Origin of the sequence: Streptomyces sp. NPDC096046 (assembly GCF_040303285.1) — a bacterium.
Taxonomy (GTDB): Bacteria; Actinomycetota; Actinomycetes; order Streptomycetales; family Streptomycetaceae; genus Streptomyces.
In genome coordinates, this window is sequence record NZ_JBEOSZ010000006.1 from 210,049 (window position 1) to 223,689 (window position 13,641).

Annotated in this window: 11 protein-coding genes; 6 read left to right on the top strand and 5 right to left on the bottom strand. The window is 73.4% G+C overall.

Annotated elements, in window-relative coordinates:
* Nucleotides 1-33: 33 nt before the first annotated feature.
* The 4 genes from ABTX62_RS08185 to ABTX62_RS08200 all read right to left on the bottom strand — a co-directional run bounded on the left by ABTX62_RS08185 (nt 34) and on the right by ABTX62_RS08200 (nt 6,291).
* On the bottom strand, nt 34-1,380 hold the full coding sequence (locus tag ABTX62_RS08185) for a hypothetical protein (RefSeq protein ID WP_352115401.1): 1,347 nt from the start codon (nt 1,378-1,380) through the stop codon (nt 34-36).
* On the bottom strand, nt 1,377-3,089 hold the full coding sequence (locus tag ABTX62_RS08190; RefSeq protein WP_352115402.1) for a DUF3492 domain-containing protein: 1,713 nt from the start codon (nt 3,087-3,089) through the stop codon (nt 1,377-1,379). The genes ABTX62_RS08185 and ABTX62_RS08190 overlap by 4 nt, the downstream gene beginning before the upstream one ends.
* 350 nt (nt 3,090-3,439) lie before the next feature.
* A complete protein-coding gene (locus tag ABTX62_RS08195; protein ID WP_502997918.1) occupies nt 3,440-4,705 on the bottom strand; it encodes a DUF3152 domain-containing protein in 1,266 nt (421 codons plus the stop codon).
* A 539-nt stretch (nt 4,706-5,244) separates the two neighbouring features.
* Nucleotides 5,245-6,291 (bottom strand): alpha/beta fold hydrolase, encoded by a 1,047-nt coding sequence (locus ABTX62_RS08200; protein WP_352115404.1) that lies wholly within the window; start codon nt 6,289-6,291, stop codon nt 5,245-5,247.
* Nucleotides 6,292-6,547: 256 nt separating this feature from the next.
* On the opposite strand from ABTX62_RS08200, the gene ABTX62_RS08205 reads away from it, so the two are divergent.
* From ABTX62_RS08205 to ABTX62_RS08220, 4 genes are all read left to right on the top strand, one after another.
* Nucleotides 6,548-6,772 carry an Rv3202a family protein gene (locus ABTX62_RS08205; protein WP_352115405.1) on the top strand — a complete coding sequence of 75 codons (225 nt, stop codon included), beginning with the start codon at nt 6,548-6,550 and terminating at the stop codon, nt 6,770-6,772.
* A 207-nt stretch (nt 6,773-6,979) separates the two neighbouring features.
* Nucleotides 6,980-7,627: a TetR/AcrR family transcriptional regulator gene (locus ABTX62_RS08210; protein ID WP_031132394.1), complete on the top strand. Its 648-nt coding sequence runs from the start codon at nt 6,980-6,982 to the stop codon at nt 7,625-7,627.
* A 135-nt stretch (nt 7,628-7,762) separates the two neighbouring features.
* On the top strand, nt 7,763-7,990 hold the full coding sequence (locus ABTX62_RS08215; protein ID WP_030854792.1) for a DUF3107 domain-containing protein: 228 nt from the start codon (nt 7,763-7,765) through the stop codon (nt 7,988-7,990).
* 226 nt (nt 7,991-8,216) lie between these two features.
* Nucleotides 8,217-8,486 carry a hypothetical protein gene (locus tag ABTX62_RS08220; RefSeq protein ID WP_352115406.1) on the top strand — a complete coding sequence of 90 codons (270 nt, stop codon included), beginning with the start codon at nt 8,217-8,219 and terminating at the stop codon, nt 8,484-8,486.
* Nucleotides 8,487-8,556: 70 nt separating this feature from the next.
* On the opposite strand, the gene ABTX62_RS08225 is transcribed toward ABTX62_RS08220, so the two are convergent.
* Nucleotides 8,557-9,306, bottom strand: coding sequence for a ferritin-like fold-containing protein (locus tag ABTX62_RS08225; protein ID WP_352115407.1), 750 nt, complete (start codon nt 9,304-9,306; stop codon nt 8,557-8,559).
* 475 nt (nt 9,307-9,781) lie between these two features.
* On the opposite strand from ABTX62_RS08225, the gene ABTX62_RS08230 reads away from it, so the two are divergent.
* Together ABTX62_RS08230 and ABTX62_RS08235 are read left to right on the top strand one after the other, a co-directional pair.
* Complete coding sequence (locus ABTX62_RS08230; RefSeq protein ID WP_352115408.1) at nt 9,782-12,439, top strand: DEAD/DEAH box helicase; 2,658 nt, start codon at nt 9,782-9,784, stop codon at nt 12,437-12,439.
* A 96-nt stretch (nt 12,440-12,535) separates the two neighbouring features.
* Nucleotides 12,536-13,408: an alpha/beta fold hydrolase gene (locus ABTX62_RS08235; protein ID WP_352115409.1), complete on the top strand. Its 873-nt coding sequence runs from the start codon at nt 12,536-12,538 to the stop codon at nt 13,406-13,408.
* Nucleotides 13,409-13,641 lie beyond the last annotated feature (233 nt).

Genomic DNA, 13,641 nt, shown 5'->3' on the forward strand with positions numbered 1-13,641 from the left:
TGCCTGCGCCGGTGGGGCCGGCGCCCGCGGCGGTCACCGTGCGGGCTCCGGCGGTGCGTGGGCCGAGGCCCGGGTCAGCTTGCGGATCGTGTGCACCAGGAGGGCCAGGGCCGCCGTCCCGCAGGCCAGGGTGGGCACGCTGCCGGCGCCCCAGGTGGTGACGAGGGTTTCGGCGGGAGTGGCCAGGAAGCCGAAACCGGGAAGACGTGCGGCGAAGAGGGTGGCGAGGGCGGCCGCCTCGGCCGTGGCCGTCGCGGTGAGGACCACGGCGGGCGCATAGGTGAAGCCGTGCGTGGTGAGGAGGCGGGCCAGGAAGAGCAGGGCGCCCAGGGTGAGTGCCTCCGCATGGGCCGCGGGCTCGTCGAGGAGTGCCGTGCAGAGGGTGAGCAGGGCCGCCAGGGCCCCCAGGAACAGGGCGATCGTGCCGAGCAGGAGGGGGCGTACGGCGGCGGCGAAGTCCTCCAGGCCGCGGCTGGCGGCGAGTCTGCGGCGGGACCGCGCGGTGAAGAGGTGCGCGGTCCAGGCGGCGGGCGCGCAGGCCAGGGCGAGGGCCAGCACTGGGGCGGCGGTGACGGGCCAGGGGCCGTCGGCCGTGCCGGTGGGCAGGGCGTGGGGGCCTCCGGTGAGGACACTGGAGAGCAGGCCGTTGCCCAGCAGGGAGTAGGCGACGAGCCACACGGTCCATGGGGTGGTTCGGCCGTGGGCGGCGCCCGGACGTGGTCCGGGTCGGTCCGGGCCGGTCCTGCTCAGGGGACCTCGGCGCAGGGCCGCCCGGAGGGCCAGGGCCACGGCGAGGGCACCGGCCATGGCCGCGAGCAGCCGCGCCTGCCCGTGGGTGAGGTGCACGGCGGTCACAGCGGCGGCGCACAGCGCCCCGGGCAGGAGGGTCAGGAGAGCCCAGCCGGCGCGTACCCGGGGTGCGGCGGGCGCCGCGGGCGGGGGTGCGTCTCCGTCACGGGAGACCCGTGCGTACATCTCCTCCGCGAGGGAGAAGACGTCCCGGTGGCGGAAGCGGGCGGCGGTCCGGTCGGTGATGCCGTGCGCCTCCAGGCCCGCGGCGATCTCAAGAGGGTCCACCGCACGGGCGCAGAGCTCGCGGTGCCGGTGCATCAGCGCCTTCACGGGGTCGGCGGCCCCCGGGCGCGGGGTGGAGGTCTTGCGGCCGGTGGCCGACTCGTGCTTCACGGGTGCCTTGTGGCCGGTGGTCTGCCCTGGTTCGGGGAGCACCGTCTCGTCAGCGGCCGTCGCCCGCTCGGCATCGGTCCCAGGACAGGGCGAGCCCGTGGTGGCCGGATCCGGATCCTTCTCCGAGCGGGCGTCCGGCGCCCCGGGGCCGGTCAGGGTGCGCGGACGGCGGCCCAGTGCGCCCAGGTCGTTCATCGCGCTGCCTCCGGGGCCGGGACGGGAGTGGTGGCGCGTACGGGGCTGCCCGCCGCCCAGCCGGGGCCGCCTCGGCTGAGGCGGGGCGACGCGGCGGTCCAGCGGACGGGCACGTGGGCCTCGGCGGGGACCGCGAACGGCAGTGGCTCTCCCGCTCCGTCGAGGAGGCAGCGGCGGACGGGTGCGCGGGAGACGATCTCCAGGTAAATGCTGTGAAACGCCTCGATGTTCCGCTCGACCGTGAACAGTTCGAGGGCACGGGCGCGCGCGGCGGCCCCCAGCCGTGCACGGCGCTCGGGGTCGCGCAGCAGCGCCACGCACGCGTCGGCGAGCGCCCGCGGATTGCGCGGCGGTACGACGAGCCCCGTGCCGCCGATGACCTCCACGACCGCGCCGACGTCCGTGGACACCGTCGCGCGCCCGCTGAGCATGGCCTCGACGAGGCTGAGGGGGAAGCCTTCGACGACGCTGGAGAGGACGGTCACGGCGCCCGAGGCGTAGGCGCCGGCGGCGGTCGGCAGGTCGGGGCCGCCGACTTCCTCGAAGGAGACCGGGTTGTCCCCGGCGGCGTGCGGGCCTTCGGCCTCGTCGGGGAAGAGCTGGGCGGCCAGTGTCCTGCAGTGGCCGAGGTAGGCCGCACCCTCGGGGCCGGCGGGGGCACCGACGATACGCAGGCGCGTCCTCGGTTCCTGCTTGCGGATCTCCGCGAAGGCATGCAGCAGCGAGACCAGGTCCCGGGCGGGCTCGACCCGCCCGGCCCAGACGACTGTGCCCGGGTCCGCGCCGTCCGGGGACTCGCCGACCTCGGTGAAGGGCCGGGCGTCCATGCCGGGGTAGACGGTGCGGAGCTTCTCGCGGTCGGCACCGCAGCGCTCCTGCCAGCGGCGGGCGTGCGTGTTGCCGGCGGTGACCACTTCGGCCTGCCCGTAGGCCTCGGCCGCGAGCCGGCTCTGGAAGGCCGCCAGCAGGGACCGCACGGCGGGCGGGGCGTCCGGGGCGGTGAGGTAGTGCGTCCGCAGGCGCACGCCGTACTCGGTCACCACCAGGGGTACGCCGGTGAAGTGCCGGGCCAGCAGGCCGGACAGGGCGGCGGTGCCGCCGGACGCGGCGTGGCAGACGTCGACCGCGCCGAGTCCCTCGTCCTCGTACCAGTCGAGGGAGAGGGGGCGCAGGGCGCGTTCCAGATGGGCGGCGACGGCGAGCAGATCGGGGACGCGCGCCTCACGCGCCGCGCGATGGGCGCCGGGTGCACGACAGGCGCGTTCCAGAGTGCGTACGGCGGCCTCCGAACGGAGGGCGCCCACCAGTCCCCCCGCCTCGCGGGCGAGTTCCGCGAGCCCGTACAGAGCGCTGGCGAAACGGTCCGCCTCAGAGGTCGGCACACTTTCGGAGAGCCCTCCGAGGGAGGCGCTCCCGGGCGTCCCGCACAGGACGGCTGCCAGTTCCCCGAAGCACTCGGCGAACCGCCGGCGCGCACGGCGCCCGAGCACCACCTCGTCGTCCTCAGCCATCCACAGCGGTGCGGTGCGCACCCGGCGGACGTTCGGTGGCAGCGGGATCCAGCCCTCGTCCTCCTGGCGCTGGCTGCGGCTGAGCGCGTGGACGTCGAACTCGTGCTGGGCGAGTCCGTGCACCAGCCGGTCGCACCAGAGTTTGGCGTCACCGCTCACGTACGGATAGCCACCCTCCGTAAGCAGTCCGATGCGCACGAGTGCACCCCCGATCTCCCGTATGGGGAGCCGCCGTTGCCCGGCGGCTCGCAGCGGGACGAACGTATGCGGACAAGGCGGTGGTGCGGCGGACGGTTGTCCGTCGCACCACCAAAAGGGGTGAACGGTCGTAACTTTCCCGTGCGGGTCGCGTTCTGTCGCGCTAGGGGATCAAGCGGACACGCATCGTCATGCCGCGACCAACTCCCGTCGCTGCGCCCGGCGTCGCGTGCCGGCCTCCGCGTCGCGCGCCGGCACGAGGGCCGGCGGCCGCCTGGCGTACGGGCCGCGGGGCGCCAAGAGGTCGTACGGCGTGTACCCGAAGGACTCCACACCCCTGGCGAGGCCTGTCAATTCCCGGGATAGGCCCAGGGGTTGGGGCGGCAGCGGATGCCGTCGTGGTCGAGGAACTTGGTCTGTTGCTGCATGACCGGCGCGAGGTCGCCGTCCTTGTCGCAGGTGACGTGGCCGTAGCCGAGGCGGTGGCCGATCTCGTGGTTGATCAGCATCTGCCGGTAGGCGTGGATCTTGCCGGCGCCGTAGGTCTCCGAGCCCTGTGCCCACCGGTAGGCGTTGATCATCACGCGCTCGGTCGCGGCCGAGTCGCAGGAGACGTTGTCCTGGGTGGTGTCCAGGCCGGACTTGGCACACCAGTCGGCGGTCGTGCCGGGGCTGGCCAGCGTGATCACGAAGTCGGGCTTGCCGGAGTGGATGCGCTCGAAGGTGCGCGCGCCGTTGTGGGCCCAGCTGCGCCGGTCGTTGAGTGTCTTCTGCACGGCCTCGGCGAACAGCGCGCCGTCCAGCCCGAGCCCCTGCTCCACGTCCACGCGGTAGGTGAACTTCTGCCCGGCGCCCGGGGCCTTGGCGATGCCGGGGACGGCGTCGAACTTCCCCGAGCCCTTGAGCTCGGCGCCGAGCGGGTACGTCCGGTCCATCTTCTCGTCGTAGGTCAGCGGCGCGGCCTCGGGGGCCGGGCCCCGGCCTTCCGCGCGGGACGCGGTGTCCCGGACGTCGCGGGCCTGATCGGTGGCCGACTGTGACTGCACCTCGCCGCCGGCGTGGTCGTCGGTGACCTGGCCGGCGACGATGACGGCCAGCACGGTCGTGACGGCGGCGGCCGCGATGCCGGTGAAGGTGCGACCCTTGCCGCCCCTGCCCGGCACCGGCGTGCCGGTGGGCCCCGCGTCGTCGTGACCGGACCCGGAGTCGGCCGGCGTGCCGACGTTCCAGTCCGTGACGGAGGTGCAGGCGTCCGCCGCATGGGCGGAGGCGGGCGTACGGGGCGCGAAGACGTCGTCCTCGTCTGCGACGAAGGCGTCGAGGTAGTCCTGCCGCGGCCCGGGCACGGAGGCCCGGCGCTGCCGCGGTAGGGGAACACCGGCACCGGCGGGTCCACCGCCCGTCCCGCTCGACTCACCCCAGCCGCCTCCGGCTTCCCGCTGCTCGGGGTGCCCACCCCGGGCCTCCCCGAAGCCGTGGGCGGTCGCGCCCCCGGGCACCCGGGGCATCCCACGCGAGGGAGTCCCGTCAGGCATGCGCGGAACACCGCGCGCAGGCGTCCCGTCCGGAAACCCCGGACCCCCGCGTGCGGGCGTCCCGTCCGGAAACCGCTGCATTCCACGCGCGGGCGTCCCATCAGGCAACCGCGGCATTCCGTGCGCCGGGGTGCCGTCAGGCATGCGCGGAACACCGCGTGCGGGCGTCCCGTCCGGAAATCGCGGAACACCTCGCGCCGGAGTGCCCTCGGAGAAGCGGGGTACCCCATGCCCCGGCGTACCGTCCGGTGGCAGCCGGGGAACCCCCTGGGCCGGAGTGCCGTCAGGCAGCCTCGGCACACCACGCGCCGGAGTGCCATCAGGCAGCCGGGGAACGCCACGCGCGGGCGTGCCGTCCGGTAGCCAGCCGTCCGGCAGACGTGGCATGCCGTGCGGCGGTGTCCCGTCCGCGGGGGCCTGCCGGGGTCCTGGCAGTCTGCGTGACCCCGGTGGCGGTGCCGTACGGCCGCCACGGCTCCTGTCCGGCGCCTGGCCCTGGCCTGGTCTCTGAGCCTGCTCGGACCCGGCCCGGCCGTCCTGACGGTTCCGATCTGCGGTTGTGTCCGCGCTGTCGCCCTTGGCGACCGGCCCGCGGCGGCTGTGGCGTCCCACGTCGCGCCTCAGCCCCCCATGCTCTCGTCGGTGCCTTCTCTGTCGACGGCGTCACCCCCGGCATCCGCCCGGCGGCCCCGTCTTGCCCGCTGCGCGCCCAACTCTCCCGCATCCGGGAGCAGTTCGCGAAACGCCATGGCCACCGTCTCCGGGTACTCCATCATCGCCACATGCCCCGCGTCCGGCAACGTCATCAGCCGCGAGTCACGGAAGGCCCGGGCCGCCTTCTGGGCCATTCGGAAGCCGACGAGCTGGTCACGGCCGCCGTAGACGAGGAGGGTCGGCGCGAGAACCCGTTCGGCCTGGCGCCACAGACCCTGCTGGCCGCCCAGTGTGTACGCGTTGACGATCCCGCGTGCCGAGCGCGCCATCGCGTCCCAGAAGTACGGCAGCCGCAGCCGCCGCTCCATCTCCTGCACGGCGTTGCTGAATCCTTCCGGCGTCACCCGCCCGGGATCCCCGTAACACAGCGCCATCACGCCGCGGACGCGCTGCTCCGCCGTCCACTGCCGGGTGAGCCGGGTGAAGAGGAGGGCGACGCCCGGCACCGCCAGCAGCCCCGTGGGCACGGCGGCGCGCTGCACTCGGATTTCCGGCAGGGCGGGAGACACAAGCGTGAGCGTACGGACCAGATCGGGCCGGACCGCGGCGACACGGGTGGCGACTGCGCCCCCGAGCGAGTTCCCGAACAGGTGCACGGGACCGCGCCCGGAGGAGTCGAGGTAACGGATGACCGCGCGCGCGTGGCCCGTGACGGAGTAGTCGCCGTCGTCCGGCGGCGGGGAGTCTCCGAAACCCGGCAGGTCGAGGGCCTCGCTGTCGACGGAGCCGTCCAGCAGCGCCATCAGCGCCGACCAGTTCTGCGAGGAACCGCCGAGCCCGTGCACGTACAGCGCGGGAGGCAGTCCGTCGCGCACGGGAGGTCGCGACCGGACCGTCAGCGTGACCCCGGGGAGCTCGACCGACCGCAGGCGCTCGCCCTCCGCGACCCGGACGGTCCCCACCTTCGGCAGCACATTGGCGGGCGGCACGAACGGCAGCTCGGTCGAAGACATGCGGCAATGTTACGAGACGATCACACAGTGGCTCATGCGTTCGCCTGTGTTCGCCGTCACAGCTCTCGGCCTGTTGAGGGGGGTGGAAGAGAAGGCACTCGGGCACACGTGGGTAGCAGTCAACGGGATGAGCAGCGCGTCACGTCCCGGACGCGGATCGCATAGCGTCCGGAACGGGTGTCTCCTAGGCTCGTACAGAGGGCACCCGCGTGTGGCCCCTGCATCCCCAGGGACGTTCGTAGGAAGGGAGCCCATCATGGCCGTAGACCCCACCGACCCGGAGACGTTCGAGGCGGAGGACGCGCAGGAGGCGCAGGAGTTCGACGTCGAGGCCCCCGAGGTCGACGCGGCCGAGCAGCAGGCGGACATCACGCCGACTCGCGACGACCCGCTGACCGCCGTCGACCCGGACCGCGCCAACGAGGCCGACCTGGTGGAGCAGACCAGGATCGTCTCGCTCGACGAGGACGACTACCGGTGACGTTCGCCGCCGACGGGCGACGAGCAGCTCGGGAGAACAGGAAAGAGGCAGCATTTTGCCCGCTCTGACCCTGTTTGAAACCTTCGCAACCGCTTTCGCAACTGTCCGGTCCGTGAAATTCTGCGCTCTCACCGCGCACACCACGGTTACCGAAAAGTACGATGGCGACGCGGCCAGATCCGCATGTGGACGAAAATGGGAGGCGGCGTGACAGCCATCGAGCAGACAGAGGCGGTTCGCCCGCGGGGCACACGCCTGCCGCGCCGTGCCCGACGCAACCAGCTTCTGGGCGCCGCCCAGGAGGTCTTCGTGGCCCAGGGCTACCACGCAGCCGCGATGGACGACATCGCGGAGCGGGCCGGCGTCAGCAAGCCGGTGCTGTACCAGCACTTCCCGGGCAAGCTCGACCTCTATCTCGCACTGCTGGACCAGCACTGCGAGTCGCTCATCCAGTCCGTGCGGAACGCGCTCGCGTCGACGACCGACAACAAGCAGCGCGTCCGGGCGACGATGGACGCCTACTTCGCCTACGTCGAGGACGACGGCGGCGCCTTCCGCCTGGTCTTCGAGTCGGACCTGACGAACGAGCCCGCCGTGCGCGAGCGCGTGGACAAGGTCACGAACGAGTGCGCCGAGGCGATCTGCGACGTCATCGCCGAGGACACCGGTCTGTCGCGTGCGGAGTCGATGCTGCTCGCCTCGGGCCTGGGCGGTCTCGCCCAGGTGGTGGCGCGGTCCTGGCTGCACAGCGACCGCAGCGTGCCGCGCGACCAGGCGGTGCAGCTGCTCACCTCGCTGGCGTGGCGCGGTATCGCGGGCTTCCCGCTGCACGGCATGGACCAGCCGCACCACTGACGGGCGCCTTGTTCCCGCCCGATGTTCGCTCGTGGCGTTCTCGGGCGGAGCATGTACGTCCCCTCACCGGGCTAATGTGTGCTGCGTACGGCGCGGAAGGCCGCGCACATCACTGACCGTCGGAGGGACAAAGCCGTGGAGGTCAAGATCGGCGTGCAGCACGCGCCCCGCGAGATCGTTCTGGAGAGCGGTCAGACTGCCGAGGAGGTCGAGCGCGTGGTCGCCGAGGCACTGGCCGGGAAGTCGCAGCTGCTGAGCCTCGTGGACGAGCACGGCCGCAAGCTCCTCGTCCCGGCCGACCGTCTCGCGTACGTCGAGATCGGTGAGCCGGCCCCGCGCAAGGTGGGCTTCGGAGCGCTGTAGGCGCATGCGCGAAACGGGGCGGGAGGGCTGTCGGCCGACCCGCCCCGTTTGCGTTGTCTTCCCTCGGACACCCCTCCCGCACAGCCTCCGCTTCTCCTTGCGGCACACCGGTTCCTTCACGGATGGAGCACAAGTCGCCCCCAGGGGTGGATTGGATTCCGCAGGTCAGGGGTAAGACGGGCTACGACCGATTTGGGCAGGCCGGCCATGTGGGAGGGACCCCGACATGCTCCTGGAAGCGCTGAGCTCCGCGATTCTCGGCCTTGCTCTGGCATGGGCGGCCGCACACCGCCTGGCGCACCGACTTCCGAACCGCTCCCTGGTCCTGTCGACCGGTGTCGCCGGCGCGCTCTTCGGGGCCTTCGTCATGCACAGCGCGCTGGACGCCGGGCACGTGCTGATCGTCCTGCTCGGCGCGGTGATCGTCTCGGTGGCCTCGCTGTCGCTGCTGCTGCGCCCCGCGGGAAGACTGCGCCGCCGGTCGGCGACCGCCTGAGGGGTCACCGAGAGCGGCGGCACCGATGACGACCCGCCGGACCGCGGGAAGCCAGGGGGTGCTCCCCTGGCTAGGCGGCCAGCCCCAGCGCGGCCATCCGCTTCGTGTGGGCCTCGGTGATGCGGGAGAACATCTTTCCGACCTCGGCGAGGTCGAAGCCGTCCGCTACGCCGCCCACCAGCATGGTCGACAGCGCGTCCCGGTCGGCGACCACCCGCTGGGACTGCGACAGGGCCTCGCCCATCAGCCGCCGCGCCCACAGCGCGAGCCGTCCGCCCACACGTGGGTCGGCGTCGATCGCGGCCCGCACCTTCTCCACGGCGAAACCGCCGTGACCCGTGTCGTCGAGGACGGCCAGCACCAGCTTGCGGGAGTCGGAGTCCAGCCGGGCGGCGACCTCCCGGTAGAAGTCGCTGGCGATGGAGTCGCCGACGTAGGCCTTGACGAGTCCCTCCAGCCAATCGGAAGGGGCCGTCTGCCTGTGGAACCCGTCGTACGCGGCGACGAACGGCTCCATCGCCCGCGTCGGCTCCTCCCCGATCTCGGCCAGCCGGTCGCGCAGCCTCTCGAAATGGTGGAACTCCGCCGACGCCATCTTCGCCAGCGCCGCCTTGTCCGCCAGCGTCGGCGCCAGCTTGGCGTCCTCCGCGAGCCGCTCGAACGCCGCGAGCTCCCCGTACGCGAGCGCGCCGAGCAGGTCCACGACCGCGGCACGGTACTGAGGGTCGGCGGAGGCCGTCACCCAGTCCCGGGCGGCGACTGAGGTGGGTGCGGCGGCGTCGGTGTCCTTGGCGTTCTCAGGCTTGTCAGAGCTCGTCATGAAGCGCACAATAGCCCGCCCACCGGGCGGCGTAAGGCCCTGGTCGATCACTGTGGCGATGACTACGTGACCGAATCGGCCATCACATGTGCGGGATTCCGGGGTATGGTGGTAATGCGCCTGCTGGTACGTTGACGTACCTCGACAGGCCGCACGTATGAGGATGCCCGGTCGGTGGCCCGATCGGCTCCGACCCGACAGCCCTCCCCGGCCGTCCGCCGCAGTGCGTACGAGACCCGGAGGGGGACACCCTCAGCGGCACGAGCGCTAGAGCGTCGGCGCGGTCCCGTGCTTTTCGGCCCGCCCGTAAGCAGCCGACGTCCCCGGCACGGTCTGACACGACCCCGCGCTCGCCTCGCGCCGCCCACACAGAAGAGGCAGCACCCTGACTACGTTCCGAGAGCTCGGAATCCTCCCCGAGACGGCCGAGGCCCTTGAGGCCGTCGGCATCATCACCCCCTTCCCCATCCAGGAGATGACGCTTCCGGTCGCCCTCTCGGGCACGGATGTCATCGGCCAGGCCAAGACCGGCACCGGCAAGACGCTGGGCTTCGGCCTCCCGCTCCTCGAGCGCGTCACCGTCCCCGCGGACGTGGAAGCCGGACGCGCCAAACCCGAGGACCTCACGGACGCCCCGCAGGCACTCGTCGTCGTCCCCACGCGCGAGTTGTGCACGCAGGTCACCAACGATCTGCTGACCGCGGGCAAGGCACGCAACGTGCGCGTCCTCGCCATCTACGGCGGCCGGGCCTACGAGCCCCAGGTCGAGGCCCTGAAGAAGGGCATCGACGTGGTCGTCGGCACCCCGGGCCGGCTGCTCGACCTCGCCGGGCAGAAGAAGCTGAACCTGAAGCACGTGAAGTGCCTGGTCCTCGACGAGGCCGACGAGATGCTCGACCTGGGCTTCCTGCCCGACGTCGAGAAGATCATCAACATGCTTCCGGTGCGGCGTCAGACGATGCTGTTCTCGGCCACCATGCCGGGCGCGGTCATCGGCCTGGCCCGCCGCTACATGTCGCAGCCCACGCACATCAGCGCCACCTCCCCGGACGACGCGGGCGCGACGGTCGCGAACACGAAGCAGTTCGTCTACCGCGCGCACAACATGGACAAGCCCGAGATGGTCTCGCGCATCCTCCAGGCCGAGGGCCGGGGACTGGTCATGGTGTTCTGCCGCACCAAGCGCACCGCGGCCGATCTCGCCGACCAGCTCAAGCAGCGCGGCTTCGCCTCCGGCGCCGTCCACGGCGACCTCGGCCAGGGCGCTCGTGAGCAGGCCCTGCGCGCCTTCCGCAACGGCAAGGTGGACGTGCTCGTCTGCACCGACGTCGCCGCCCGCGGCATCGACGTCGAGGGCGTCACGCACGTCATCAACTACCAGTCGCCGGAAGAGGAGAAGACGTATCTGCACCGCATCGGCCGGACCGGCCGCGCGGGTGCGAAGGGTACGGCGATCACGCTCGTCGACTGGGACGACATCCCGCGCTGGCAGCTGATCAACAAGGCGCTGGACCTGGGCTTCGGCGACCCGCCGGAGACGTACTCCACCTCTCCGCACTTCTACACCGACCTCGGCATCCCCGAGGGCACCAAGGGCGTCCTGCCGCGCTCGGAGCGTACGCGCGCCGGGTTGGAGGCGGAGGAGCTGGAGGACCTGGGCGAGCCGGGCGGCCGTGGGCCGCGCGGGCGCGGCGGCCGTCCCGGCCGCGGCGACCGGGACGAGTCCCGCTCGGCCGACCGCGAGCGGTCGCCGCGTACGCCGCGTCACCGCCGCCGTACACGCGGCGGGGCCGTACTGGACGGGACGCCCGAGTCCGCCGGCAGCACCGCTCCGGAGACCGCGGCCACCGGCGGCGCCGCCGAGGCGGATGCCGTCACGGCTCCTCGCACCCCGCGTCGCCGTCGCCGCACCCGCGGCGGGGCCCGGTCCGAGCCGGCTCCGGTCGCGGCGGTCGAGACCACCGCGTCCGAGCAGGCAGTGGACGCCGTCGCGTCCGAGCAGGCGCTGGACGTCGTCGCGTCGGCCGAGGGTACGACCGCTGAGGCGCCCGAGGCGACCCCGAAGTCGCGTCGCCGCCGCACGCGCCGGTCGGAGACGTCGGCCGTCGAGACCGAGGCCGCGGTGACGCCGTCGGCCCCGGAGACGACGGTCGTCGCCGAAGCCACGGACGCCGCGTCGCCCGAGGCGGCCGCCGCACCGCGCCGCCGCACCCGCACTCGCAGGGCCACGGCTGCGTCCGCGGCCGAGTCGGCGGTCGACACGGCCGAGGGCACCACCGAGTCCGCGCCGGAGCCTTCGGAGACGAAGCCGCGCCGCACCCGCAAGACGGCCGCGAAGGCCGAGGCGGGCGTCGACACGGCCGAGGCGGCGGGGGACACCGTCGAGCCGGCGGAAGCGAAGCCCCGGCGTGCGCGCAAGGCCACGGCGGCGGAGTCCGCCGTCGACACGGTGGAAGCCACCGAGGCCGCGCCGCGCCGCCGCACCCGCAAGACCGCCGAGACCGCCGCCCCGGCGGAGGAGCCGGAGACCGTCGAGGCCAAGCCGCGTCGCACGCGGAAGACCGCCGCGGCGGCCGAGACCGCCGTTGACACGGCCGAGGGCACGGAGGCGGCCACGCCGCGCCGCCGCACCCGCAAGACCGCGGAGACCGCGCCTGCCGTCGCCGAGATCCCCGCCCAGGCGGATCAGGAGCCGGAGACCGCCGCCAAACCGCGCCGCGCGCGCAAGGCGAGCACCGCCAAGGCGGAGGCAAGCGTCGACACGGCCGAGGCGACCGAGGCCAAGCCCCGGCGCGCGCGGAAGACGGCTGCCGCCGCTGTGGAGACGGAGGCCGTGGAGGCCAAGCCGCGTCGCACGCGGAAGACCGCCGCGGCGGCCGAGACCGCCGTCGACACGGCCGAGGGCACGGAGGCGGCCACGCCGCGCCGCCGCACCCGCAAGACCGCGGAGACCGCGCCTGCCGTCGCCGAGATCCCCGCCCAGGCGGATCAGGAGCCGGAGACCGCCGCCAAGCCGCGCCGCGCGCGCAAGGCGACCGCGGCCGCTCCGGTTTCGGAGGACACGGCGGAGGCGAAGCCCCGGGCCCGCCGCACCCGCAAGGCCACGGCCGCCGCGGAGCCCACGGAGGGCTGACACCCTCCCCGACGGCCCGGCCCCTCGCACAGGGGCCGGGCCGTCGGCGTTTCCCAACGGCCCGGGGCCGGTCCCCCGCCCGCTATCCTCGCCCCCGTGACGAGCCACCCCGCTTTCCCTCCTCCCCCTGGCGCCCGCGCCTACCGCCTGCGCACCTCACGCGGCGAGTTCGCCGTCGTCGACTCGTCACCGGCGGCGGGCGTGGAGGCCAGGGGAGCCGTCCTAATGCTGCCCGGGTTCACCGGGAGCAAGGAGGACTTCAGGCTGCTGCACGAGCCGCTCGCGCAGCGGGGATACCGGGTGATCGCCGTGGACGGGCGGGGACAGCACGAGTCGGGCGGTCCCCTGGACGACGAATCGGCTTACGCGCAGCGGGAACTGGCGCGGGACGTGCTCGCGCAGGCCGAGGCCCTCGGCGCGCCCCTGCATCTCGTCGGGCACTCGCTGGGCGGGCAGATCGCCCGTGCGGCCGTGCTGCTCGACCACTCGCCCTTCCTCTCGTTCACCCTCGTCTCGTCCGGTCCGGCGGAGATCTCCGTCTCCCAGCAGCAGCGCGTGAAGCTGCTGCGGGACACGCTCGCCGTGCTGTCGATGGACGAGGTGTGGGATGCCATCCGGGCCATGGGGCCGCCTGAGGAGGTCGGGGGACCCGCCCGCGGCCTCGGTGACCAGGAGCAGTTGCGCCGCCGCTGGCTGGGCCACAGCCCTGCCCAACTGCTGGCCACCGGGCGCCAGTTGTGCACCGAGCCGGACCGCGTCGCCGAACTCGCCGCGGTCCCGCTGCCGTTTCACGTCCTGTCGGGCGCGCACGACGACACCTGGCCGGTGGCGGTCCTCGACGACATGGCTCTGCGGCTGGACGCGCATCGCACGGTCGTCACGGGAGCGGAGCACTCCCCCAACGCCGACCGTCCCCTGCCGACGGCCCACGCCCTCGCGGACTTCTGGGACGGCATCGAAACGGCCTAGGTGTGTGTCCCGCTCCGGGCCGGTCCTCGCCGTCGCCCGGCGGGGCACCGGAGCACGGCCCAGGGGTGTCCGGCATCGGGATGGTCCTCGCCGTCGCCCGGCGGGCACCGGAGCACGGCCTAAGGGTGTCCGGCATCGGGATGGTCCTCGCCGTCGCCCGGCGGGCACCGGAGCACGGCCTAAGGGTGTCCGGCATCGGGATGGTCCTCGCCGTCGCCCGGCGGGCACCGGAG